The 22,823-nt window shown below is 41.2% G+C and carries 29 protein-coding genes; 8 read left to right on the top strand and 21 right to left on the bottom strand.

The features are described 5' to 3' along the window. Nucleotides 1-90 precede the first annotated feature (90 nt). Both MHH40_RS00775 and cgeC read right to left on the bottom strand, forming a co-directional pair. Nucleotides 91-1,386, bottom strand: a complete 1,296-nt coding sequence (locus MHH40_RS00775; RefSeq protein WP_050943906.1) for a glycosyltransferase family A protein — start codon at nucleotides 1,384-1,386, stop codon at nucleotides 91-93. A 17-nt stretch (nucleotides 1,387-1,403) separates the two neighbouring features. Next, on the bottom strand, nucleotides 1,404-1,724 hold the full coding sequence (gene cgeC, locus MHH40_RS00770; protein WP_050943905.1) for a spore maturation protein CgeC: 321 nt from the start codon (nucleotides 1,722-1,724) through the stop codon (nucleotides 1,404-1,406). Between the two features lie 207 nt (nucleotides 1,725-1,931). Between cgeC and MHH40_RS00765 the strand changes: the two genes are divergently transcribed. Together MHH40_RS00765 and MHH40_RS00760 are read left to right on the top strand one after the other, a co-directional pair. Next, entirely contained in the window at nucleotides 1,932-2,333 is a 402-nt protein-coding gene (locus MHH40_RS00765; protein WP_050943904.1) for a hypothetical protein, read from the top strand. A 15-nt stretch (nucleotides 2,334-2,348) separates the two neighbouring features. Next, a complete protein-coding gene (locus MHH40_RS00760; protein WP_050943903.1) occupies nucleotides 2,349-3,311 on the top strand; it encodes a CgeB family protein in 963 nt (320 codons plus the stop codon). 34 nt (nucleotides 3,312-3,345) lie between these two features. Here MHH40_RS00760 and MHH40_RS00755 read toward each other — a convergent pair whose 3' ends face one another. Further along, complete coding sequence (locus MHH40_RS00755) at nucleotides 3,346-4,062, bottom strand: acylneuraminate cytidylyltransferase family protein (RefSeq protein ID WP_050943902.1); 717 nt, start codon at nucleotides 4,060-4,062, stop codon at nucleotides 3,346-3,348. A 243-nt stretch (nucleotides 4,063-4,305) separates the two neighbouring features. On the opposite strand from MHH40_RS00755, the gene MHH40_RS00750 reads away from it, so the two are divergent. Continuing rightward, the gene (locus MHH40_RS00750) at nucleotides 4,306-5,334 is read left to right on the top strand and encodes an SDR family NAD(P)-dependent oxidoreductase (RefSeq protein ID WP_050943901.1); all 1,029 of its coding nucleotides are present in this window, start codon (nucleotides 4,306-4,308) and stop codon (nucleotides 5,332-5,334) included. Nucleotides 5,335-5,385: 51 nt separating this feature from the next. On the opposite strand, the gene msrB is transcribed toward MHH40_RS00750, so the two are convergent. Beyond that, a complete protein-coding gene (gene msrB, locus MHH40_RS00745; protein WP_012010290.1) occupies nucleotides 5,386-5,817 on the bottom strand; it encodes a peptide-methionine (R)-S-oxide reductase MsrB in 432 nt (143 codons plus the stop codon). Then, nucleotides 5,814-6,350 carry a peptide-methionine (S)-S-oxide reductase MsrA gene (msrA, locus tag MHH40_RS00740; RefSeq protein ID WP_050943900.1) on the bottom strand — a complete coding sequence of 179 codons (537 nt, stop codon included), beginning with the start codon at nucleotides 6,348-6,350 and terminating at the stop codon, nucleotides 5,814-5,816. Before msrA ends, msrB begins: the two co-directional genes overlap by 4 nt. 155 nt (nucleotides 6,351-6,505) lie before the next feature. Here msrA and MHH40_RS00735 point away from each other — a divergent pair, with 155 nt between their 5' ends. The 3 genes from MHH40_RS00735 to MHH40_RS00725 all read left to right on the top strand — a co-directional run bounded on the left by MHH40_RS00735 (nucleotide 6,506) and on the right by MHH40_RS00725 (nucleotide 8,019). Further along, nucleotides 6,506-6,925, top strand: a complete 420-nt coding sequence (locus MHH40_RS00735; protein ID WP_371475140.1) for a MarR family transcriptional regulator — start codon at nucleotides 6,506-6,508, stop codon at nucleotides 6,923-6,925. A 48-nt stretch (nucleotides 6,926-6,973) separates the two neighbouring features. Next, complete coding sequence (locus tag MHH40_RS00730; RefSeq protein ID WP_012010293.1) at nucleotides 6,974-7,234, top strand: hypothetical protein; 261 nt, start codon at nucleotides 6,974-6,976, stop codon at nucleotides 7,232-7,234. 119 nt (nucleotides 7,235-7,353) lie between these two features. Beyond that, a complete protein-coding gene (locus MHH40_RS00725; protein WP_050943898.1) occupies nucleotides 7,354-8,019 on the top strand; it encodes a DUF4397 domain-containing protein in 666 nt (221 codons plus the stop codon). A 31-nt stretch (nucleotides 8,020-8,050) separates the two neighbouring features. Here the strand turns inward: MHH40_RS00725 and ypmT are convergent, their stop codons facing one another. From ypmT to ilvA, 7 genes are all read right to left on the bottom strand, one after another. After that, nucleotides 8,051-8,248 carry a protein YpmT gene (gene ypmT, locus MHH40_RS00720; RefSeq protein ID WP_012010295.1) on the bottom strand — a complete coding sequence of 66 codons (198 nt, stop codon included), beginning with the start codon at nucleotides 8,246-8,248 and terminating at the stop codon, nucleotides 8,051-8,053. A gap of 22 nt (nucleotides 8,249-8,270) precedes the next feature. Beyond that, the gene (locus MHH40_RS00715) at nucleotides 8,271-8,837 is read right to left on the bottom strand and encodes a YpmS family protein (RefSeq protein WP_050943897.1); all 567 of its coding nucleotides are present in this window, start codon (nucleotides 8,835-8,837) and stop codon (nucleotides 8,271-8,273) included. Between the two features lie 9 nt (nucleotides 8,838-8,846). Then, the gene (locus tag MHH40_RS00710) at nucleotides 8,847-9,608 is read right to left on the bottom strand and encodes an SGNH/GDSL hydrolase family protein (RefSeq protein WP_034620452.1); all 762 of its coding nucleotides are present in this window, start codon (nucleotides 9,606-9,608) and stop codon (nucleotides 8,847-8,849) included. A gap of 69 nt (nucleotides 9,609-9,677) precedes the next feature. After that, nucleotides 9,678-10,268: an SCO family protein gene (locus MHH40_RS00705; protein ID WP_003216134.1), complete on the bottom strand. Its 591-nt coding sequence runs from the start codon at nucleotides 10,266-10,268 to the stop codon at nucleotides 9,678-9,680. A 24-nt stretch (nucleotides 10,269-10,292) separates the two neighbouring features. Next, complete coding sequence (locus tag MHH40_RS00700; protein WP_050943896.1) at nucleotides 10,293-11,135, bottom strand: DegV family protein; 843 nt, start codon at nucleotides 11,133-11,135, stop codon at nucleotides 10,293-10,295. Nucleotides 11,136-11,322: 187 nt separating this feature from the next. After that, complete coding sequence (locus MHH40_RS00695) at nucleotides 11,323-11,574, bottom strand: YpmP family protein (protein ID WP_003215729.1); 252 nt, start codon at nucleotides 11,572-11,574, stop codon at nucleotides 11,323-11,325. A 36-nt stretch (nucleotides 11,575-11,610) separates the two neighbouring features. Beyond that, the gene (ilvA, locus tag MHH40_RS00690; RefSeq protein ID WP_003215464.1) at nucleotides 11,611-12,879 is read right to left on the bottom strand and encodes a threonine ammonia-lyase IlvA; all 1,269 of its coding nucleotides are present in this window, start codon (nucleotides 12,877-12,879) and stop codon (nucleotides 11,611-11,613) included. Nucleotides 12,880-13,060: 181 nt separating this feature from the next. On the opposite strand from ilvA, the gene MHH40_RS00685 reads away from it, so the two are divergent. Together MHH40_RS00685 and trhA are read left to right on the top strand one after the other, a co-directional pair. Then, the gene (locus MHH40_RS00685) at nucleotides 13,061-14,029 is read left to right on the top strand and encodes a sigma 54-interacting transcriptional regulator (protein ID WP_050943895.1); all 969 of its coding nucleotides are present in this window, start codon (nucleotides 13,061-13,063) and stop codon (nucleotides 14,027-14,029) included. A gap of 14 nt (nucleotides 14,030-14,043) precedes the next feature. Then, nucleotides 14,044-14,682 carry a PAQR family membrane homeostasis protein TrhA gene (trhA, locus tag MHH40_RS00680; protein WP_003215766.1) on the top strand — a complete coding sequence of 213 codons (639 nt, stop codon included), beginning with the start codon at nucleotides 14,044-14,046 and terminating at the stop codon, nucleotides 14,680-14,682. A 35-nt stretch (nucleotides 14,683-14,717) separates the two neighbouring features. Here trhA and MHH40_RS00675 read toward each other — a convergent pair whose 3' ends face one another. The 9 genes from MHH40_RS00675 to MHH40_RS00635 all read right to left on the bottom strand — a co-directional run bounded on the left by MHH40_RS00675 (nucleotide 14,718) and on the right by MHH40_RS00635 (nucleotide 22,820). Then, entirely contained in the window at nucleotides 14,718-15,341 is a 624-nt protein-coding gene (locus tag MHH40_RS00675; RefSeq protein ID WP_050943894.1) for a lysophospholipid acyltransferase family protein, read from the bottom strand. A 19-nt stretch (nucleotides 15,342-15,360) separates the two neighbouring features. After that, nucleotides 15,361-15,846 (bottom strand): dihydrofolate reductase, encoded by a 486-nt coding sequence (locus MHH40_RS00670; RefSeq protein WP_050943893.1) that lies wholly within the window; start codon nucleotides 15,844-15,846, stop codon nucleotides 15,361-15,363. Beyond that, the gene (locus tag MHH40_RS00665) at nucleotides 15,843-16,637 is read right to left on the bottom strand and encodes a thymidylate synthase (protein ID WP_050943892.1); all 795 of its coding nucleotides are present in this window, start codon (nucleotides 16,635-16,637) and stop codon (nucleotides 15,843-15,845) included. Before MHH40_RS00665 ends, MHH40_RS00670 begins: the two co-directional genes overlap by 4 nt. A gap of 108 nt (nucleotides 16,638-16,745) precedes the next feature. After that, nucleotides 16,746-17,273, bottom strand: a complete 528-nt coding sequence (locus MHH40_RS00660) for a phosphatidylglycerophosphatase A family protein (RefSeq protein ID WP_044141171.1) — start codon at nucleotides 17,271-17,273, stop codon at nucleotides 16,746-16,748. Between the two features lie 18 nt (nucleotides 17,274-17,291). Beyond that, nucleotides 17,292-17,897: a YpjP family protein gene (locus MHH40_RS00655; protein WP_003215665.1), complete on the bottom strand. Its 606-nt coding sequence runs from the start codon at nucleotides 17,895-17,897 to the stop codon at nucleotides 17,292-17,294. A 432-nt stretch (nucleotides 17,898-18,329) separates the two neighbouring features. Continuing rightward, nucleotides 18,330-19,118 (bottom strand): class I SAM-dependent methyltransferase, encoded by a 789-nt coding sequence (locus MHH40_RS00650; protein ID WP_050943891.1) that lies wholly within the window; start codon nucleotides 19,116-19,118, stop codon nucleotides 18,330-18,332. Nucleotides 19,119-19,184: 66 nt separating this feature from the next. After that, nucleotides 19,185-19,619, bottom strand: coding sequence for a BrxA/BrxB family bacilliredoxin (locus MHH40_RS00645; RefSeq protein WP_003215999.1), 435 nt, complete (start codon nucleotides 19,617-19,619; stop codon nucleotides 19,185-19,187). Between the two features lie 81 nt (nucleotides 19,620-19,700). Further along, nucleotides 19,701-21,377, bottom strand: a complete 1,677-nt coding sequence (ilvD, locus tag MHH40_RS00640) for a dihydroxy-acid dehydratase (protein ID WP_050943890.1) — start codon at nucleotides 21,375-21,377, stop codon at nucleotides 19,701-19,703. Between the two features lie 306 nt (nucleotides 21,378-21,683). After that, entirely contained in the window at nucleotides 21,684-22,820 is a 1,137-nt protein-coding gene (locus MHH40_RS00635) for a conserved virulence factor C family protein (RefSeq protein ID WP_003215956.1), read from the bottom strand. Nucleotides 22,821-22,823: the final 3 nt, after the last annotated feature.

Raw genomic sequence — 22,823 nt, 5'->3', positions numbered from 1 at the left:
TTCATCACACGTTCTCCTGTCCTTTCATGTTTCGCTTTTTCCTTGCAACTTCCTGCTTTTTTTGTCAATAGCGTCAAAAAAGCACCCCTCTTATGAGGAGTGCTTTCGCCCTGATGTTTGATAAAGAGACATATCGAATTCTTGCAGCGATTCCATATACAGCGGCATTATCGGCTTTCCTTCTTGAAATAATGTAAATTGGGAAGGGTATAAATTAATTGGCTGATGATAAAAAGCAAATCGCTTTACAACCTCAGGGTCAATACGGCAAAAAGTATGATGCATCAGTAAATAGACATCTTGTTTCCATTTAAAGAGCCGCCTGTTTGGCGGATTAAATACTGGTGACACTTGAATCATGCCGCCCTCTTCATACATCTGAAGCCGTTCATTTGAAATCGTATAGATATCCTTAGGATGAAACTGAAAATATTGCACGTCACGCTTTGAAGCAAACCGCCTTTTTTTCTGACCTTCAATATAATAGAACGTTTTCCCATGATCTGCTGTGACAACTGTATAATTAGGTACTGCCAGCATGTCTTTCATCTCATATTTCATCGCACATAACGATGGAACCCGAATGGCGCGTCTGTTTTTTTCGTTCACCCAGCACCTTTCAATTTCATGAAGATTCCCGCCTGCGATTTGGTAGTAATCCCCTTCCTTTTCAATCACCGTTCCGTCAATGAGATCATACGGCATACTCGAAAACAAATGATGAAAGGAATGAGGCGTTTTATACGTTGTATCAAGTACATCTCTTAATGGAAAAAAAGCAGCAAAATCATTCAGCCTCATCCAAAAAACAGAATCTGCATGATGCCAGTGTTTCGGCTCATCAGCCCAATATTGTCCGTATTTTTCATGAATTAGCGGAAGCAAACGCCTTCTGTGCATGACCGAACAATGGTCCACTTGAAAGGACGCATGCTCCAATATTTGGTCTGCTTCACGCACAAAGTTCATCGTCTCAACTAATTGCTTATCAACATGCACGACCCGCTGCGAGGAATACACAATATCGATATGAGGCTTCGACTGAAAAACATCCACCATTTTCTGCAAACGATCTTGATGATACACGGTATCATCGGTTAAATAACAAATGAGCTCACCTGTTATACGAGCTAACGCTTCATTAATTAGTGTCGCATACCGTACGGTTAACAGCCGTTTTGCAGGATGAACCGTGCGTGAATACAGATGAATGCGCTCATTTTCTAAATAGGGCTGGATCTTTTGGATGGTGCCTTGTTCTGAGCCATCATCCATAATGAGAAGCTCCCAATTTGAATACGTTTGTTCCACCATACTCTTTAGCACACGATCAATGAAATCAGGTTTATTGTAGCTTGTTAAAATCACCGATACTTTCATGATCATTATCCTTTTTAATTAGATTAAAAAGCCCCCCAGCTGACGATGTTCACGTAAGGAACATTCACTCTTAGCTGATTTGTCGCGTTTTTAAAGACCGCTACTGTATCAAAGAGCTGCACAACAACTACGTTTTGAAGGACATCTCCATTGACTAAATGAACGCGTGGCACTGGAATGCCAAGTTCAAGCCACGGACGAAGTAATTCTTTGATGTCTGACACACTCTCTTCCTCACTTTCTTCTAATAGACGAAGAAGAAGTAAAATCAAGATGACTTCAAGTACTCCTTCTGCTTCTAGTAATTCTTCGTTCCAACCATTTAATAATTGATCAAATTCCATTCATAATCCCTCTCTCTTCGCATTTAATCTTTACTAGAGTATGAGATTCACTTCATTTAGCCTCAGCATTTGAAAACATTTTTAAAAATGTGTGAAGTGATTAAATGATAAAAAGAACAAGGAATCAGCGTTCTGCTTATACCAAAAAAAATGAACGGCATATACATAGGGGTGAGTTTGAATTGATGAAGAAAGGATGGGAAAAAAATGAGCGACAAGCGTGCCGAATTAAAAAAAGAACTATTGAAAGTGTTTTTCAAACCACTTACTCGTACATTAACAGTTAATCTTGAAGAAGGAGGAGTTCAAATGGAAGAAAAATTGAATGATTTATTAAGTGAAGTGGCAGCTGAGGCATCACCTTCAGATTCTGCTACAACACTTGATGTATCGCAGCCAGCAAGATGGATTTTTGCAAGACTTACACCAGGAACCGTCATTAGCATTGTCACTGACTCAGGAGACTTAATCGGGCCAGTTCAATTCGTATCATTCGATGCGTCAACGGGTGTTGTCTTTGTTACACAAGAAAGCTCAGTCACACCAACAGGCTCTGCAACGACTTTATTAGATGTAGATAAAGTTGAAAGTGTTACGTTCACGTCTTAATGTGAGAGGGCCATCATGAAGCTTCTTTATATCAGCTCTGGCTACGGCGGAATCTATCATATGTTTGATCAATGGGTAGAAGAGAGCTTCATTGATTCCCCCTTTTCATGTGTAAAGATTGACCGAGAATCTCTACCCGCTCACATGCACAAAATCCGGACATTTTCTCCGGATTTTGTTTTGATGATGATCGGTGATCATGTTCCGAGCGAAGTGCTTTATCAATTCAAACAAGAAAAGATCCCGATCGTTTTGTGGATGACAGAAGATCCCTTTTATACAGATGTGTCAGCTGCTTGCACGCGTGATGCGCGGCTCATATTAACAATTGATGAAGGAGCTTTGCCATTTTACAAGCAATTGGGCATAGGTCACGCCTACTACTTTCCCATTCCGGCAAATACAAATATTTTTCAAAAAAATGAATCGTCTGAAAAGATGTGCATCTACGACATTGCACTCATTGGCTACCCTTATCCCAACCGCATGAAAGCCATTGATACACTCTTACAACAAAAAAAATGGCGAATTCTCGTTGCAGGTAAGGAATGGCATCGTCATTTAAATAAGTCACGAAGACATGATCACGATCTCACATTAGTGACCAATTGGCTGAGCCCTCAGCAATTGGCGGACATCTATCAGCAATCAGCGATTGTTCTTAACCCGCACAGACCGGCTCAATTTGCTTATAACAAAAACAAAGCCATGGTTCAAAATGTAAGCCTGAACAACAGAGCGTTTGATATCGCTGCAGCTGGAAGCTTTCAATTGACGGATCTACAACCGCCTCAAGCTTTTTCAAGCTTCGCTTTTTATAAAGATGAGGACGATTTGCTGGAACAGTTTGAATATTATGGATCAAATGCCGAGAAAAGAAAAGCAATCGCACGAAACAATTACGAACAAGTCGTTTCTTGGAATACATTTGAGTCATTTCCACACAGACTTTATGAGATCGTAAAAAGCGCCCTATGACAGGGCGCTTTTCTCGTTGAAATTCTTCTTATACCTAACCCTCCGCATCTCTGCGAGCCAATAAGACTTTCTCCGCTTTCTCAAGATCTTCTTCCTGTTTCACCACAAGTGATTTTTGGGAATCCATGATATACGCTCCAACAGATCCTTCTAAAAAGGAATGAATGCATTCTTTTGCATATGGAACATGAAAAGCATACACTGCTCCATTTAAACGGCCATACGTATATGGCTGCTCATGCTTTGGCATGAAAAAGTAATGATTGTCCTTATATAAAGTGGCTTCATTATTCTCATGCAGTGTCCATGTCTCATTTGGGTTTTCTAGCGCCTCTGTAAAAGATGCCACGCAGTCATAGCTCCCTTCTACTAGAAGCTGCAAGCACTTCTCAATATCTTCCGGCTGTCTTAAAGGAGACGATGGATGCAAATATAGAACAATATCAAAGGTTTTCCCCTCACGCTCTAAGTAAGCAAGCGCATGCTTCACCGCTATGAGTGACGGTGTTTGTTCTGTTACATGACTGTCTGGAAGTTCTATCACACGGGCTCCGTAGTGAGAAGAAATGATTTGTGTATTGACATCCTGTGTAGAGACGATGATTTCGTCTAACTCAATCATTTGCAGTAACGGCTGAATGGTCCAATAGATGAGCGGCCGCTCCGCCAATACGCGAATGTGTTCATCATGCTGATCGCGCCTGCTTCTAAAAGCTGGTATCAAGGCTAAAATACGATTTCCCCTATACATGTATTCCCTTCTCCCCTCGCGCAAAGCTCTCTACATATTCTTCCGAGCTGATCGCAGTACTGAAGTGTTCAGGTCTCTCATTTTTCTACTTATTCTCTTATCTCTCCATATTCTATTAAAACGTCATGCAGATGGTTATAATGTGTTCACCTAATTTATATAGAAAGTGGTTCTTTTCCTCAAACGGATACCACTCTTTCACATATGATGCAAAGTAGAGAAATGAGAGTTGGGGGATTAGATATGTCCAAAAAGATAGAAACGAGTTTGAAGGCTTTTTTTCGTGACAAAACGATATTAGTTACAGGCGGTACAGGTTCAATCGGACGTCAAATTGTGAAAAAATTAACATCATGCTCTCCAAAAAAGATTATCGTCTTCAGCAAAGATGACAGCAAACAATACATGATGAAAAATGAGTATGCGGATCACCCAGAAGTCGCCTTCGCTTTAGGCGATGTACGAGATGCAAGCCGCGTGAGACAGCTCGTCAAAGGCGTTGATATCATCTTTCATGCAGCCGCCTTAAAACAAGTACCTACTTGTGAAGACAATCCGTTTGAAGCCGTGCAAACAAATATTATCGGCGGGCAGCACATCATTGAGGCTGCAATCGAACATGAAGTCAGTCATGTTGTCAACATCTCCACAGACAAAGCAGTTTCTCCGACAAATGCCATGGGTGCAACAAAATTAATTTCAGAAAAACTATTTTTCCAAGCAAACGAAAGTATTCTGAACCAAAAAACATTGTTTTGCTCTGTGCGTTTTGGCAATGTGCTTGGATCAAGAGGTTCCGTCATTCCCATCATGCTCCAGCAGCTGTTAAATGAAAAACCTTTGACCGTAACTGATCCTCATATGACACGTTTTTTTATGTCCATCGAAGAGGCTGTCTCCCTCACACTTCAAGCAGCCATCATGATGAAAGGCGGCGAAACGTTCATTCTCAAGATGGAGTCATTACAGCTTGCTGATCTCTTAAAAGCGTTTCATGAATATGCTGCTCAAATCAATGTCTCATCTCCGGAAATTCTCGTTGTCGGGAAAAGACCTGGAGAAAAGCTTCACGAAGAGCTTACATTTCCGCACGAAGCAGATGCACTATTTGAGCATGAACAATTTTATGCCATTTTACCAAGACCAAAACTGCATGCTTCCTTTCAAAAAGTCGACTTAACCAATTACACATCCAATGAAGCGCCTCTCATTACAAAAGAAAAGCTATTCCGCATCATTGAACAATTACATCACACGCATCATAAAAAATAAAAAATCGTCACACGGAAGCAGATGCCTTCCATGTGACGATTTTTCAATAGATCAATCAAATAGATGTTTCAAATCCCCATAGCCTTCTTTTTCAAGATCATCTTTTGGGATAAACTTCAAAGCGGCTGAATTAATACAATACCGAAGACCATTTGGTCCTGGTCCATCAGGAAAGACATGACCTAGATGAGAATCAGCTGTCTTGCTGCGCACCTCTGTCCGCACCATCCCATGGCTCTTATCCACCTTCTCGGCTACTTCCTCATCTTCAAGCGGCTTTGTGAAACTCGGCCAGCCGCAATGGGCATCAAACTTATCTAAAGAAGAAAAAAGCGGCTTGCCTGAAATGATATCTACATAAATGCCTTCTTCTTTATGATCCCAGAATTCATTTTGAAATGGCGGCTCAGTGCCATTATTTTGTGTGACTTCATACTGCATTCGGTTTAATTCTTTTAGTCGTTTTTCTTTATCGTTTGTCATGATTTATCACTCCAATGGGACTCAATAAAACCCGCTCTGCCAGAACCGACATGATATCGTTCGTAGTGCATTTTGTTCTTTTTATAATAGTGCTGATGATACTCCTCTGCGGGATAAAAAGGAGCAGCATCTAAAATTTCTGTCACAATTGGCTTTTGAAAGATGCCGCTTTCGTTCAGCTTCTCTTTCGATGCCTCTGCAAGCTTTCTCTGCTCATCATGATGAACATAAATACCTGTGCGGTAGGACTCTCCTCTATCACCAAATTGCCCGCCATCATCTGTTGGGTCTATTTGCTGCCAATACAGTTCTAATAGCTTTTCATACGGGAATACGTCTGGATCAAACGTGATTTGAACCGCTTCTCTATGCCCCGTTGTATTTGTACATACTTCTTCATAGGTCGGATTCACTGTATGTCCGCCAGTATACCCTGATTCAACTTTGATAATGCCCGGCTGTTCATCAAAAGGTTTAACCATACACCAGAAGCAGCCTCCTGCAAATGTGGCTAATTCTTGTTTTTCAGACATATTAGTGCCCCCTTCATTTAAAAAATGGTATCATCATATTATAACATGATGAAAAATAATGAAAATGATACGACTCGTCTACCTAAATGATAAAAAAGCATTTTGTCGTATTTTAAAATATAATGGGGGTTTAATGATTGGAACAAAGAAAAAAAATGATGTATGAAATGGATACTTTACTGAGAACCGTATTTAAGCAGATCCGTTATGAGATTAACAGCCTGCTCGAAAACGAATTATCTCGGAATGAATTTCTCATTTTAAATCTGCTTCGTGAGCAAGGTGCAAAAAAAGTAACGGAATTTGCGTCCATTCTAGGAGTGTCAGCAAGCCATATCACAGCTGTGACCGACACACTTGTAGAAAAGGGCTGGATCACCCGTATCCGTTCTAAAGAGGATCGCCGCATCATTAAAATCCACTTAACCGATAAGGGTAAGGAAATTACTGAGCATTTTGAGAAAAAGAAAACAGAATACTTTATGGAGCGATTTGAGTCATTCGACGATGAGGAACTAAAAACAATGATCAAATTATTTAAAAAGCTGGATAAAAGTCAAAAGGATGAAGCATAGAATTTAGCGCAATGGACATGCTACGGATAAAAAGAGGTGGAATGAACCATGACAAGCCCTTATCTTTGTCCAAACTGTAAAACGAACAGAACGCGCTTTAATCTGATTGAGCAGCTTTCAGAACCTGTGAAGCTGGACCCTGCGACCGGAGCAGTTGTCGAAAGATACGAAGGAGAGCAGCTTTCTCCTTTTCACATGAGCTATCAAGGTCCTCAAATAAAAGTCCAGTGCGGTGTTTGTGGTCTCATTGAGGATGAAAAAACGTTCATTAAGCTAGCTGAATATCATCAATATTCTTCTCCTTCTTAACATGCGGGCCTGACGGAAAACGTCAGGCTTTTTTCTATGCTTCGTTTGCCTATACAGATCGCCTTTTTCATGCATACGCTACAAAAAACACCATCGCATAAGAAAGTAGGGATTGATACATGCAGCAGCTCTTTTATCATAACTATCCATACCGTCCACTCGCTGCGGGCTTCGAGCACCCTCAAAGCAGCCCTTCATCCAAAGCCTTTATTCGGCTTTTTCACGCTGCCCCAGATCTTAGTGAGCTCGCTGTTTATGTGAACCGGAATGAGGTTTTGAAAAAAATGCCTTACAGCCAGTTAACAGCTTATATGGAGTGGGATGAGGGAATGTATGAGATAGAAGTGTTCAAGCTAGCTACAAAACAAAGAGTTCTTCATTCTCGTATGATGATTAAACGTGACGAGATTTATACCCTATGTATCACAGGTACGCATGCAGGTTTTGCGCTGCTGACAGAGCGGCAAGACCCTCTGATTCAACATAAGGACCTGTCAGCCCTTACATTTGTCCACCTTTCTCCAGACCTTCCTTCCATTGATATATATGAACGTGATCAAGGGGTGTTAGCTAAGGAGCTTCACTATGTAAACAGCACTCACATTCATCATTTCTCCCCGAATAAATATCATTTTGAATTGAAAGCCGCCGGCACTCAAAGTATACTGCTTGATATCCCAAAAGTTCATCTGCAAGCAAATCGCGCATACCTCATTCTGCTTCATGGATTTGCTAACGGAGAGCCAGAGCTTATGGCGAAGGTGGTCTTGTCTCAGCAAATATAAAAAAGAGCCTTTTCCATAAAGGAAAGGCTCTTTACGAGACATCTTCAGCTTTTTCTTGCTTTTGAAAATCAAAAGCAAGAATCATGATACCTAGAAATAATGCACAATAGGCAATATTTAAGTAAAACTGATCGATATTTTCTGCTCTTAAATCAGTGGCAGCTGTGATGCCAAAGTACGCAGCAAATAAAAACGACAGTAAACTAAAATATTGATAGACTCGCTTCATGATTTCACTCCTGACTCACTTTCTATTGCTTTGGATGATAATATGAGAACTCAATTTCATCGTTCTCTAGATCAATTTTGTTTGCTTTCACATACATATCATTCGTCAACGGCATTTCTGAAAGGCGCACTTCAACCGTTTTTTGATCCGGTTTCACATGAACGAATTCTGGCAGTTCATAGAACTGGCCCATGTAGCTTAGAACAAAACTAATCGGAATGCTCAATTGTCCAATTGAAAGGCCATCCACTTTCAAAAGCACATCACCATTATCTTCAACAGTTGGCGTAAATGAGACGTTTGCATCAATCGTCGAAGAGAAAGCTTTAATGGCGCCTGTTACTTTCACATCTTGATCGATCGCCACATGAAAGTCTGGCATATCGCTTGACCCTTGATTTTTCAAGTAATCATTGATAAAGCTGGTGAGTGATTCCTTTGAGCTAGATATATTAAAAGAATACTCGCTTTTCAATTCTTTAGTTGAAGCGGATTGACCGCCTGGCATTAACATCAAAATACCGCAGGCAAGTACAATCAATAGATTGATTGCAAGTAAAATAAAAAATAAGCTTTTCCACTTTTTCATACGTTCACCCTATTCCTTCGGCAGTCCTTCTTTTTTCACTTTGGAGAATAAACGATTTGCCATAAGAGAGTACCCCTTTTGGTTTGGGTGGAAATCATCATCTGCCAGTAATTTTTCATCAGAATCTTCCTCAAATAAATCTGCTACATTGATCATATCAGCGTTGCCATCTTTTTTCAGTTCTTTTTTGGCGACGGCATTCCAGTCTTTGACGACTTCATCAATGTCTTTCAGCTCAGTGAGACTGAATTTAAAGGGATTATACATGCTTACATACATGATCTTCGCATGGTCATTATGTTCTCTCAGTTGAGCAAGAATGGTTTTAAAGCGCTCCTCAAAAGGCCCCTGCTCTTTTTGAAAAGGAGCAAACGTCAAATTGAGTACATTTTGACGAACGACATGCATTAAGTCATTGCCGCCGATCGTAAAGAAAATATAGTCAGCATCTTTCAGACCGTCTTGCACTTTTTTTTCTTTTAATCTTTTTAATAAATCTACCGTTCTACTGCCTTTAATGGCATAGTTTTTTAATGTGACAGATTGCACGCCGTCCACTGCTTCTAACTTGTCACGGGTCATGCCTGCATATCCTTTTTTTTGTTGATCTCCGATTCCTTCTGTTAAGGAATCTCCAACCGCTGCGATGGTAATATGTTCTTTTACGTCTTGTGTGTCTTCTAGTTTATCCTTTATGCCAGCCTCTTGCGCGGAACATGCAGAAAGAACAAAAGCTAGAGACATCACAATCAAAATCAAACGAGCCTTCAAACGATGATGTCCCTCCTTTTTCTGATTAAAAAAGTGTATCATGTTTTTGCTCATTTGAACATCTTTATGCTAGCTACGGATCAGCGTTTTGATGTCCTTGATGATGTCATCATATGGCGTGTTTTGTACACCATCATAATTTTTCATCACTTTTCCTTCTTGATCAACTAGGAAAAACAATGACTGATGGATCACTTGGTCTTCATCTTCAGGTTTCTTCACAATGGTTTTAAAGCTTTTCATTGCGAATTTTTCAATTGCTGACTGCGAGTAACCAGTGAGGAAATCCCAATTTTTAAAGGATAAAGGATATGCTTTTGCAAATTCTTTTAGCTTTTTCGGTGAATCTACCTCCGGGTCCACGCTAAAGGAAATGATATGCGCATCCAATTTTTCTTCTTTTAACCGTTTTTGCAGCTCTGTCATATGTGCAGTCATCGGCGGACAGATCGTTTCACAGCTTGTGAAAATAAAATCTGCCACCCATACTTTCCCCTTCAAATCATCCAATGACACCTTTTGTCCATCCTGATTTTCATATTCAAACGGCTGTATTTGATAATTTAACGCATCTTTGATTTGTCCATTTGAACATGAGACTAAAAGAAGCACGCTTATGATCATAAGCGCACCAAGTGAGGCTCCCCTTTTTTTAAGCATGGTACGTCCATCCCCTTTTCGAAGTCAATCGGTATAAAAAGTAAAGCCTATTGCACCTTTTCCAGTGTGACACGAAATAATCGGTGTTGTGTAGGCGATGTCAACAGGTGCTTCAGGTGTATGGTCAAGCAGCGCTGATTTGAGCTTTTCAGCGAGTTCTAATGCATCTGCATGCGCTATCCCAATGGCTTGAACTGTTTTTCCTTTCACCGCCTGTACATACTGTTTGGTTAAATAGCGGACAAGAGCAGAATAGCTTCTCACATTCGCTTCTGGCGTGTATACCCCGTCTGTTAAGCTCGCAATTGGTTTGATGTGAAGAAGTGAGCCGATCAGCGCCTTCCCTCTTCCAATTCTTCCACCTTTCACGAGATTTTCTAATGTATCGATTGTGACAAATAGCTTTGTTCCAAGACGGATTTTATCCATTTCTTTGATGATGTCTTCACGGCTTGCACCATTTTGTGCAAGTTCGGCTGCTTTGGTGACTTGAAACCCTAGTCCATATGAAATAAAGTTTGAATCAATCACCGTGATGTTTCCGTCTACCATTTTCGAAGCGCTTTCAGCAGTTTGAACTGTACCACTCATCCCGCCCGTTAAATGGATACTAATGACTTCGCTTCCATCTGCCGTCAGCCTTTCATATAATTCGACGAATTGACCGATCGCAGGTTGAGACGTTTTCGGCAATTCCTCAGCGGCCTCCATTTTTTCAATAAATTCATCTGCCTGTATATTCACTCGGTCAATATAATCAACCCCAGAAATGGAGATATTGAGCGGAATTACGTGAATGGAAAGATCATTGATTTTTTCTTGCGGAAGGTCCACTGTTGAATCTGTTACAATTTTAATTTGTTTCACTATTGTCTCATCCTTGCTGTCTTAGTCTTTACTTATGATATTACCTTATTTCGTGCAAACTTGAAAACAACTGTCATGACGTTTTTGAAATTGTCACATTTTCTTCTTATCATGAAAAAAATCCTTGCCAAGCTGAGCAGCAGCCATTTTAAAACAGCCGCTCACTCCCTTTGACAAAGATTCCTTTTTACGCATTGTGTTTCAGTGTAGGCTCCTGATAGATCTGCTCATATGTGCTCCACTTGACGTTACGTTTCACATCCTCTCTGAAAGAGTACACAGCTCTCTTTCCTTTAGATACATAGACTTTTTTCAAGAAAGCTTCAAGTCTAAAGGTGAGCATGAAACGATACGGCTCATCTCCCTTTAGTACAGGAACTTCTGTTACCTTGATCTGAGCTCCATCCATCCGTCTAAAACATATTGTTTTGAGCAGCACAAACGATCAATCCTCTTTTCCAATGTTCTGTTACGCCTAAATAAATAGGTGGAATAAATCTTGATCTTTATTCACTTCAACATAATGGAATCCTTTTTTATTCATCCGTTCAATGAGCGCCGCATAGTCATCTCTTTCTTTCAATTCGATGCCAACAAGCGCGGGTCCTTTGCTTCGGTTATTCTTTTTCGTATATTCAAAGCGGGAGATATCATCATTTGGCCCTAATACTTCATCTAAAAATTCCCGAAGCGCACCTGCTCTTTGCGGAAAATTGACAATGAAATAATGTTGAAGCCCTTCATAGATCATCGACCGTTCTTTGATTTCCTGCATTCTGCCAATATCATTATTTCCTCCACTGACAATACAGACAACATTTTTCCCTTTAATCTCCTCGCGATGGGCATCCAGCGCTGCGATCGGAAGTGCGCCTGCCGGCTCTGCTACAATCGCACATTGATTATAAAGCTCTAAAATGGTTGTACATACTTTCCCCTCAGGTACAAGACTAATTTTATCGACAACAGATTGTAGCGATGTAAACGTCTTTTCGCCAATCCGCTGAACCGCTGCTCCGTCTACAAACTTATCAATGGAATCAAGTGTCACAACCTTGCCCTTTTCATGAGAGGCATGGAGTGAAGCTGCGCCAAGTGGTTCGACGGCAATGATTTCGGTTTCTGGGGCGATATTTTTGATATATGTACCAACTCCAGATAACAGACCTCCACCTCCAACACTTGCAAATAAAAAGTGAGGCTCCACTTCGATATCATTTAATATTTCTACAGCAGTCGTTCCTTGTCCTGCCATCACATCTAGATCATCAAACGGATGGATAAACTCACGCTTTTCTTCATCTCCGCATTTAACTGCTTCATGATATGAATCATCAAACGTATCTCCGGTTAAGATAATTTCAACATATTCTTTTCCGAAAAGCTCTACTTGAGATACTTTTTGCCTTGGTGTCGTAGCAGGCATAAAGATTTTTCCGTGGATACCTAGATATTTACAAGAATAGGCAACACCTTGTGCGTGATTTCCTGCACTTGCGCAGACAATGCCGTTTTTTAGTTTATCTTTTGGAAGCTGGCTCATTTTATTAAAAGCGCCTCTTAATTTAAAGGAACGAACTACTTGCAGATCCTCTCTTTTTAAGTAGACATTACATTCATATCGTTCAGAAAGTCGCTCATTTTTTTGAAGAGGTGTATGAATGACTACATCCTTCAAATTTTGATGGGCCTTTAAAATGTCTTTCACTTGAATTAGCGTGTTTTCTTTGAGCAACGGTTTCATGTACAAGATCCTTTCTCTTTAACCTTATTTAATTTGTCATTATAACATGAATATTCAAAAAATAAACCAATAGATCATAGATCAAGCATAAATTTCATAAACTTTTTCGTTTCTCTGTACATTTAGTTTTATTGGGTGTTACAATTGAACCAATTAGAACCATAAAGAAAGGAATCACCCAATGACCACACATTCGTTTACGTCTATATATGGAGAGCATCAAGAAATGAAGCGTGCCATTCACCTGGCAAAGCAATTCACAAAGCACGAGCAGCCTGTCTTGATCACAGGAGACATTGGCACAGGCAAAACACGATTTGCCCATGAAATTGCTCATGCATCGGCTCCAAACGCTTCACTGACATATCTATATTGCCCCATCTTAGATGAAGATACCTTGCAGAAAGCCTTCACGGAAAAGACCCATCAAATCCTTTATTTAGACGAAATCGCCGCATTAAGTATTCCTATGCAGCATCAGGTTGTTCGTTTTCTAGAAACATCTCCTGCAACAAAAATCATTGCCACTTCGTCTTTATCAATAGAGGCATTGAGGGTTTCATCTACCTTTTTACCTGAGCTGTTTTATCGCTTAAATGTTTTCCATTTGCCCTTACCGTCATTAGCAGATCGAAAAACTGACATTCCTGTGTTAACAACTGCTTTCTTTCAGGAGCTGAGCATGGCGCCTGATATTGATCCAAGTGTTTGGGAAACCTTGCAGGAGTATCCGTTTGAAGGAAACGTACAGGAACTCAAAAATATCGTTCATTATGCTGCAGTCATTCTCGAGGGGCAAACGGTATTTTTACACCACCTGCCGCCTTTTGTGTTAACCCCTCTTTCGCCGGAGGTAAAAGGAAAAAAGGAAGATCATCAACTCACACTAATGGAAAAACAAGAGTTTGTTTTCCTGCTAGAAGCCATTAAATCTCTCAATGAGAAAGGTGAAGCAGCCAGCAGACGCATCTTGTCTGAATTAAGCAAGCAAGGCGACATCCCGCTGACCCCTCAGCAGGTGAGGAGCCGATTAGATGACCTTGAGAAAAAAGCATACGTGACGAAAGGAAAAGGCAGGGCCGGCACAAAGATTACACTTGAAGGTCTTTCATTCCTGAAGTCACTTGATGGTTATATACCGGTTCAATAAAAGGAGGACATCCATTGTTTACTGTAAAAGAAGAAATTGCAAACGCCATTACACATGGCATTGGCGTTATTTTATCCATACCAGCCATTGTTTTTCTCGTGTTATTCGCTGTTCAATACGGCACTATCACAGAGATCGTGAGCTTTTCAATATTTGGGGCATCCATGCTGCTGCTCTATTTAAGCTCGACCTTGCTTCATAGCATTCGGCACAAAAAAACAAAAGATGTATTTGAAATCCTCGACCACTCGGCTATTTATGTATTGATCGCTGGTACCTATACGCCCTTTTTACTCGGACCATTAAAAGGCGCTCTCGGCTATACGCTTCTTGCAATTGTATGGGCTCTTGCTGCTGGCGGAATTGTCTTTAAAATCTTTTTCGTCAAACGGTTTATCATTGTGTCCACCCTCGTTTATTTATTAATGGGCTGGATGATTATCATTGCCATCAAACCACTTTACATTGGATTAACGGGCGCAGGATTTGGCCTCTTGCTGTTAGGCGGTCTATTGTATTCGGTCGGAACCATCTTTTATATTTGGCGGAAAATCCCCTATCATCATGCCATTTGGCACAGCTTTGTTCTCGGCGGCAGTGCATCAATGTTCTTCTGCATTCTCTTCTACTGTGTGAACATTCCTGCTGCATGAAAAAAACCAGCATCCGAAAGTGGATGCTGGTTTTTCTATGCGCGCTTTTGGGCGTAATCGCTCATCATGACAGGTGCTTTAATATGAATATCAACATTAACAGGGCGCAGCCTTTTCACGACTTTCCCAGTTAATAGACGCTCCGTTCCACTTGTTTCAACCGGTACAAGCGGACAATCACAATCTTCAGCAAGTGCCTCTGCCATGTGACGCTGTGCTTCTGAAAGCAATACACTCTGACCCGATAAGATTCTTTCCTTTGCTTCTTCTAATAAGGCATCATCAGATTGATTCTGATGCATAACCGCCATCTTCTTCAGCCATTGTTTTAAAATGGGATATCGACAAAGATTCGGCTTTGCCATGAAAGCAAATGGTTTTTCAAGGTGACCAATCAATAATGTCGTCGTGACTGGATTCAGTACCTGTGTGATATAAATAACGGGTCCATCTGGCAGCTTCTTTTGCTGGTGAATGGTCATGACTGATCCTGACTGGTCAATACATCCCCGGGCAAACCTTTTTACATGCTCATGAATGAGGTGCATTCGTTTCGTATAGGAAATGCGTGGATCAGTTAATTCATGAGCATGCAAATGCCTCATACTTTTAAAAAAGGATACAACAACATAAAGCGTTAAAAACCAATAACGAAACAACCGTACTCCTCCTACTCATTTATCCTTTTTTGTCATATACGACAAATTCATAATTGTAGGGGTTCTTTTCGTCACGATGGCCTTTTTTGCGTGATACAACCGTCCATTCGTTTTCATTGTAATCAGGAAAGTAGCGGTCTCCTTCAAACGCATGGAGAATATGCGTGATATATAGACGATCCGCATATGGCATCATTTCTTCATACAGCTTAGACCCGCCGATGATAAATAACTCGGTCTCGCTTTCCCCCATTGCCAAAATATCGGCAATGGAATGGACAACCTCGCATCCTTCTGCTTCAAAAGAAGAACTTGTTGTGAGCACGATATTTCGGCGGTTAGGCAGCGCTCGTCCAATGGATTCAAACGTTTTTCTGCCCATGACAATCGTATGGCCGCCTGTGACCTTCTTAAAATACGCTAAATCAGCTGGTAAATGCCAAGGCATTTGATTATCTTGACCAATGACTCTGTCTTTTCCTGTCGCCACAATCATCGAAATCATACACTGACTTCTCCTTTAATATGCGGATGCGGATCATAGTTCTCAAGTACAAAATCATCGAACGTGAAATCGAAAATGCTCTTCACATCTCTTGTGATGCGAAGCTGCGGAAGCGTGCGTTCCTCGCGCTCTAGCTGCATTTTCACCTGCGGAAGATGATTCTGATAAATATGTGCATCTCCTAGCGTATGAACAAACTCTCCTGGCTCAAGATTTGTGACTTTGGCAATCATCATCGTGAGAAGAGCATATGAAGCAATATTAAATGGCACGCCTAAAAAGATATCTGCCGATCTTTGATAAAGCTGGCAAGAAAGCTTCCCGTTTGATACGTAAAATTGAAACAGACAATGACATGGTGGCAGTGCCATTTGATCAATTTCAGCCGGGTTCCAAGCGCTGACGATCAGTCTTCTTGAATTCGGATTATGCTCGATATCGTGGATCAGCTTTGTGATCTGATCCACTGTCTCACCGTCCCCACTAGCCCAAGATCGCCACTGCGCTCCGTATACACGGCCCAGTTCGCCATTTTCATCTGCCCATTCGTTCCAAATACGGACACCATTTTCCTGAAGATATTTGACATTTGTATCACCTTTTAAAAACCACAGTAACTCATGAATAATTGATTTCAGGTGCAATTTCTTTGTTGTTAACAGCGGAAATCCTTCCTGCAAATCAAATCTCATCTGGTAACCGAACGTGCTGATTGTACCTGTTCCCGTTCTGTCACCTTTTTCATCCCCGTGCTGTAATACATGACGGCATAACTCTTTGTATTGTTTCATTTTTTTCATCCTTTATTTATGTTCTTGTTGTAGTTTACCTTATTTCCGCTTTTGTTTAAACACCAAAAAAACATGCCTGCATAATCATGAGCAGACATGTTTTTCTTTTTATACTTGATTCACTCGATCCTGCTCTTCGTCCTTAATATCTTGGTGTGAGTGAGCAATACGACTAGCTGCTGCTGCGGCAAGCGCGGCGACAAGATCATCAAGGAAGGTATGCACTTCACCTGGACGACCTTCATCTAATTCCCTGATAATACCAAATTTCTCTTTATCTAAATAACCGAAGTTGGTCAAGCCGATTGATCCATATACATTGACAATGGAAAGCGGAATAATCTCATCAATTCCATATAGCGGCTCATCTGTTTCAACTAAGTGCTGCAAAGGTTCTGGCAACAGCTTTTTTTCTGCCAGCTGATCAAGGGCAAGTCCTGTTAAAACCGCATGGACAATTTCCCTTTTATTCAACACTTTTTCAACATTTTCAATACAGACACTAAGTGGAAGGTTTGGATGATATTTTTCTTGAAGCTTTAGCACAATGTGTGCAATATCTTCAATTTTCACTCCGCGTTCGTTTAACATTCGTTTTGTAATCTGCACCATTTCGTTCATTGTATACTTTTTCAATTGGCATGACATCTCCTTCTAGTGGCTCATCCAGCTCGGCGGGGTGTTTTTGTCCCAGTAAATATTACCGAGTTCATGATGCGTCTGGAATCCATCTTCTGCTGTATGGTAGTGAAAGTTAAACCAATATCCGCTGTGTGGCGGCTGATCTCTTCTCACATGAAAACGGAGCAAATCTTCTCCAGTCTTCCGGTTGTAGATGTGAAAGATTTTTTCGCCATTTCCGCTTGAAGGCTGATCAGTTAACACAACATCTTGAAATTTTTCGTCATCTTTGAAATTTGTTAAAACATCGGTTAACACTTGTTCAATTTTCGGTTGAATCTCTTCTCTGTACTCGTCTTCAATGACAGGTGTGATTTTACGGCCGAATTTGAGAAATGACTGATTTTCTGCACTTGATAGAACCTCTTCCTTATATTGCTCAAAGGGGTCTACCTGCTCTTTGCTTGCCTCTTGCGATCGTTCCCAGCCTGATGTATCATAAACCGCTGTATAAGGCGTTTTATCAGGTGAAGAAAGTTCAGATGGCTTGTCTGTCATCAAAGCCGACGGAGGAGAGACCAAACCAAAAGTTGCAATGGTGAAGAGCGCAACAAGCGTTTTTCTCATCCACATCTTCATGATATCTAATTCCTTCCATAAGTTATCATACTGCTATTCTAGCATATAATGAATTTTCAGTCATTCAATTTGGTCACTGATTTGAGACTTTCTTTTTCATAATAAAACGTTTACAATGACAGTAATGGCAACTAAAATTTGGGAGGAATGGGTATGCTTGAAGGCTTTTTCGTCACAGCTTCCTTGCTGACACTGTTTTATTTTGTCTATATGGAGATTACGGATTAAAAGCCCTTAGAGAGGGCTTTTCAGATTGTTGACAAAGGGCTAAAATGATCTTGATTTTAGCCCTTTGTCTTCTTTTCAGCGTGATAGAAAACCTTTGAAGTCTAGGAAGGACGAGTACTGGCGCGGAGCGAATTTGACATTCGTGAGCACCAGCACGCAGGACTGACACCGAATGCGAGGGTTTGTCTACACGCTGAAAAGCCCTTAGAGAGGGCTTTTTTCTTTCTCGATATACCCATAATGAAATTGGGCTGTTTTTCGTTTGATGACGTGAAATTGGTAAGAGTCCGCTGTAAATCGTGTGCTTTTCCAATGATCTTTTAACACCACTCTTTTTCTTGCCACTCTTAATGCTTCTTGCACGGCTGCTTCGTGATCAAAGTCGTGCTCTGCCGCATGACGTAGCGGCGCTATACTTGTAGATTCTTGGATCGTTTCCTCAAACATCGGATCAAAATAGACGATATCAAATGAACAGTCAGGATACTTCTTTAGCTGCTCGATACTGTCTCCACTGATAACAGAAATCCGTTTCATCGCTTCATCAGCTTCCTCTATCCCCGTCTCCCATGTATTCAGTCCTTCTTTCACTAGTAACGCCGTAATGGGATTCTTTTCAATACCGACGACCCTTCCATTCCTGCCTATCGCACAGCTTGCAGTAATCGCATCAGACCCTAAGCCAAGTGTGCAATCTAAAAAGGAATCTCCCGGCTTTAGCTGTGCTGCTTCAATTAAAGGATCCTTTTCTTCGCGCAAGAGCCGCTTCACCCTGAACATCGCTGAGCTTGGATGAAAGAAGAACTTTTCACCATTTGGCTGATACCATTCAAATCTTTCTTTTCCGACAACAAGGACATCTCCTCGTTTCATCGCAAGCTGCTTGACAGATTGTTTGCGTCTTTCTACATACTCACCATGTAAATCCTCTGCAAGAGCCTTCGCTGTTTCAATCGTTTGTTCATTTGCTCTAAAGCTTGTTGTAATGAGCATATCGTTCCTCCATCATGATCAAGAAAAAATGCCCTGATCTAGTTACAGGGCATTTCAACACGTGTATTAGCAATGTTTTTCAAATGCAGTTAAGACATTTTTCATGATATCTTCCATTTCATGACCTTCAATTTCGTCACGTGGGATAAAATGAACGAGTTCATTTCCTTTTAAAAGGGCCATAGAAGGAGATGATGGCTCTTCACCAGTGAAGTATTCTCTCATTTTTGCCGTTGCTTCCCGGTCCTGCCCAGCAAATACTGTGACGATTTTGTCTGGCGCTTTTTCTGCCTTCATCACAGCTTGAGTCGCTGCTGGGCGTGCTAAGCCGGCAGCACAGCCGCATACAGAATTAACAACAACAAATGTTGTTCCTTCAGCTTCTTGCATCGTTTGTTCTACTTCTTCTTCCGTCGTCAGTTCTTGGAATCCTGCACTTGTCAGCTCTTGGCGCATTGGCACAACGAGCTGGCGCATATATTCTTCATATGCCATTGACATAAAAAAGCCCCCTCTAAAATCCTTATGTTGTGAATAAAGGATACTATAGAGAGAGCCAATTTTCAAATGTTCTATTTCAGATTAAATTTTCATAATTCCGCCTGTGTTGGCTGATGTCACAAGTTTTGAATATCTGGCAAGATAGCCCGTTTTCACTTTTGGCTCAAAGCCTTTCCAGTTCGCTTTTCGTTTTTCCCATTCTTCCTCTGGAACCTCTACGCTTAAAATGCGCTGCTCAATATCAACCACGACATGGTCACCATTTTCAACAAAGGCAAGCGGGCCGCCTTCAGCTGCTTCAGGAGAGACGTGTCCGATAGACAAGCCGCGAGAAGCGCCGGAAAAACGTCCGTCCGTAATTAAAGCAACCTTTGGTCCAAGACCCATCCCGACAATTTGTGAAGTAGGAGCAAGCATTTCTGGCATACCAGGTCCGCCTTTAGGTCCTTCATAGCGAATGATGACAACATGTCCTGCTTCTACTTTTCTATTAATGATGCCTTCAAGAGCTTCTTCTTGGGATTCAAATACGATCGCAGGTCCTTCGTGACGTGTGATCCCATCTTGTACTCCGCCCGTTTTAATGATGGCTCCATCTGGCGCAAGGTTTCCAAATAAAACCGCTAAGCCGCCCTTTTCAGTAAATGGCTTGTCGATTGGATAAATGACGTTATAGTCTTTAACCTCGTGACCTGCAATGTTCTCACCCATCGTTTTCGCTGTGACGGTCATTGTATCTAAATGAAGGGCGCCTTCTTTTTTGGACAATTCATTTAGTGCAGCTGTGACACCGCCTGCTTCATGTAAATCCTCAATATAAACATCCGAAGCTGGAGCAAGTTTTGATAAATGAGGCACACGCTCTGCTACTTCATTGATGCGTTCAAGTGAATATTCAACACCTGCTTCATTTGCGATCGCAAGTGTGTGAAGAACTGTATTCGTTGAACCACCAAGTGCCATATCTAATGCAAATGCGTTATCAATTGCCTTTTCAGTGACAATATCACGTGGTTTAATATCCTTTTTAATGAGCTCCATTAGTTGTTTTGCTGACTTTTTCGCAAATTCTCTTCGCTCTGGTGATGTCGCCAAAATCGTTCCATTTCCAGGAAGAGCAATTCCAAGTGCCTCTGCTAAACAGTTCATTGAGTTTGCTGTAAACATACCTGAACAAGATCCGCAGGTCGGACAGCCAAACTGTTCTAATTCATTTAATTCCTCTTCGTTAATTTTACCTGACTGGTAAGCACCGACACCTTCAAATACAGAAGAGAGGGAAATCTTTCTGCCATCACTTGTTCTACCCGCTTCCATCGGTCCACCGCTGACAAAGACCGTCGGAATATTGACACGCATTGCTGCCATCATCATCCCCGGTGTAATTTTATCGCAGTTAGGAATACAAACCATTCCATCAAACCAGTGAGCAGATACAACGGTTTCGACAGAGTCAGCAATGATTTCACGGCTTGGTAGTGAATATCTCATCCCGATATGGCCCATCGCAATTCCATCATCGACCCCAATCGTATTGAATTCAAATGGGACCCCGCCAGCTTCACGAATGGCTTCTTTCACAATCTTTCCGAATTCCTGAAGATGGACATGTCCTGGGACAATATCAATATAGGAATTACAAACAGCAATAAATGGCTTGCCGAAGTCCTCATCCTTTACCCCCGCTGCTCTTAGTAAGCTTCGGTGAGGTGCTCTGTCAATTCCTTGTTTAATCATATTACTACGAAGTTCTGCCATCTGTTTAAAAAGCCTCCTATACTACAAGTCTTGTTGACTGTATGATTTTGAGTTGATTTTATTTTACAAATTTTCTGTTTATTTAGACACCGATGAATGACCGATGACCAGCATAGCTGCTGAAGCTAGTGTTCAGCATGGTTCGTGTCATAAAATCTGACCTCCAATATTCTATATTGGTACTACTATATAGAGTTTTTTCGTATATTTCAACAATATTCAAAATAATTTTTCTAAAAAAATTTTTCCGTCTATGATTTTAGAAAAACAAGCTACCTATCATTGGCAGCTTGCTCATAAGTCTCATCATTCTGATGCATTTTTTCTACTTTCTGTCATTTGCTTCCATACTGAGCCTTTCGCTTCTTCTCCGTGCTCAATGCGCTCAATCGCCATTTTCACTTGAAGGCTGACTTCAAATTCAGGGTCTTGCTCAGCTTCTTTTAATGCGTCAAGTGCTGTTTCGTCACCTTCTTCATAAAGAAACATCGCTGCACGCCAGCGAACAAGTTTACTTGGATCCTTTAATGATTCGATCATTGCTTCTATAGCACTCGGGTCACCAAGGTCTGAAATGCAGTCTCCAGCGGTTCTGCGGACCGTCACTGTTTTATCTTTAAGCCCTTTATATAAAATAGGCAGAATAGCAGGATCTTCAATCATTCCAGCATTCACAACGGCTTGTCTGCGAATCGATGTTTTAGGGTCCTCCATTGCTTTCATTAAAACAGGTATATCCTTTTGCTCTGGCTGCATTTGCTCTAAATGGGCAAAACGCTTTTTCCAATCTTCCTCGCGCAGCATTTCTTCTGTCACATCATATGCCTTACGGTTCACCTGTCGATCTACAGCTTCTTGTCCTTCTTTGACTGCCTCTGTTAAGCGGGCTAAACGTTCGTCATCATAGGCTGCTTGGAGCTCTTCTGTCACTTCCTGGCCGATATCTGCAAAGTCACCAAAACGAACGCCATGTTCTTTCCACACACGTTCAAATACGACATTGTCTGAACTGCTTCTGAGCTTTAAAATGGCTGCTTGGAAGCGTTCAGGCATACCAAACCGCTCTTCTCTTTCACCGTCCGTTAATTTGACTTGCATCGGAATCCCATTAAACATTTGGATGAACACTTTGACTTCGCCAAATGTGTCACCGCCAGACTGCGACCCTTCCTGAAGGCCTTCTGTTTCTTGACCAAAGGCTTCTCTGACCTGCTGCAAAATGCCCTGCCAGTCAAACTTTGCATTACGCTCAACCGCTAAGAAATCTGCGACATGATAAACACCTTTTACACCTTCAATGTTCAAAATACGCTTAATCATCTCTGGCGCTTCGTCTTTTTGATCCTTTTTGTAGTTGTTGCTTTTCCCGCCGGCAAGTGCTTCTGTCAAAATGACCTTCATCGTATTTGGACTTGGCGTCGGTTCTATCGCTGTTATTTTCATCTA

The organism is Bacillus sp. FSL K6-2431, assembly GCF_038005165.1.
Classification (GTDB): domain Bacteria; phylum Bacillota; class Bacilli; order Bacillales; family Bacillaceae; genus Bacillus; species Bacillus pumilus.
Note: the sequence above shows the minus strand (reverse complement) of the source record. Positions and strands in the feature narration are given on the sequence as shown.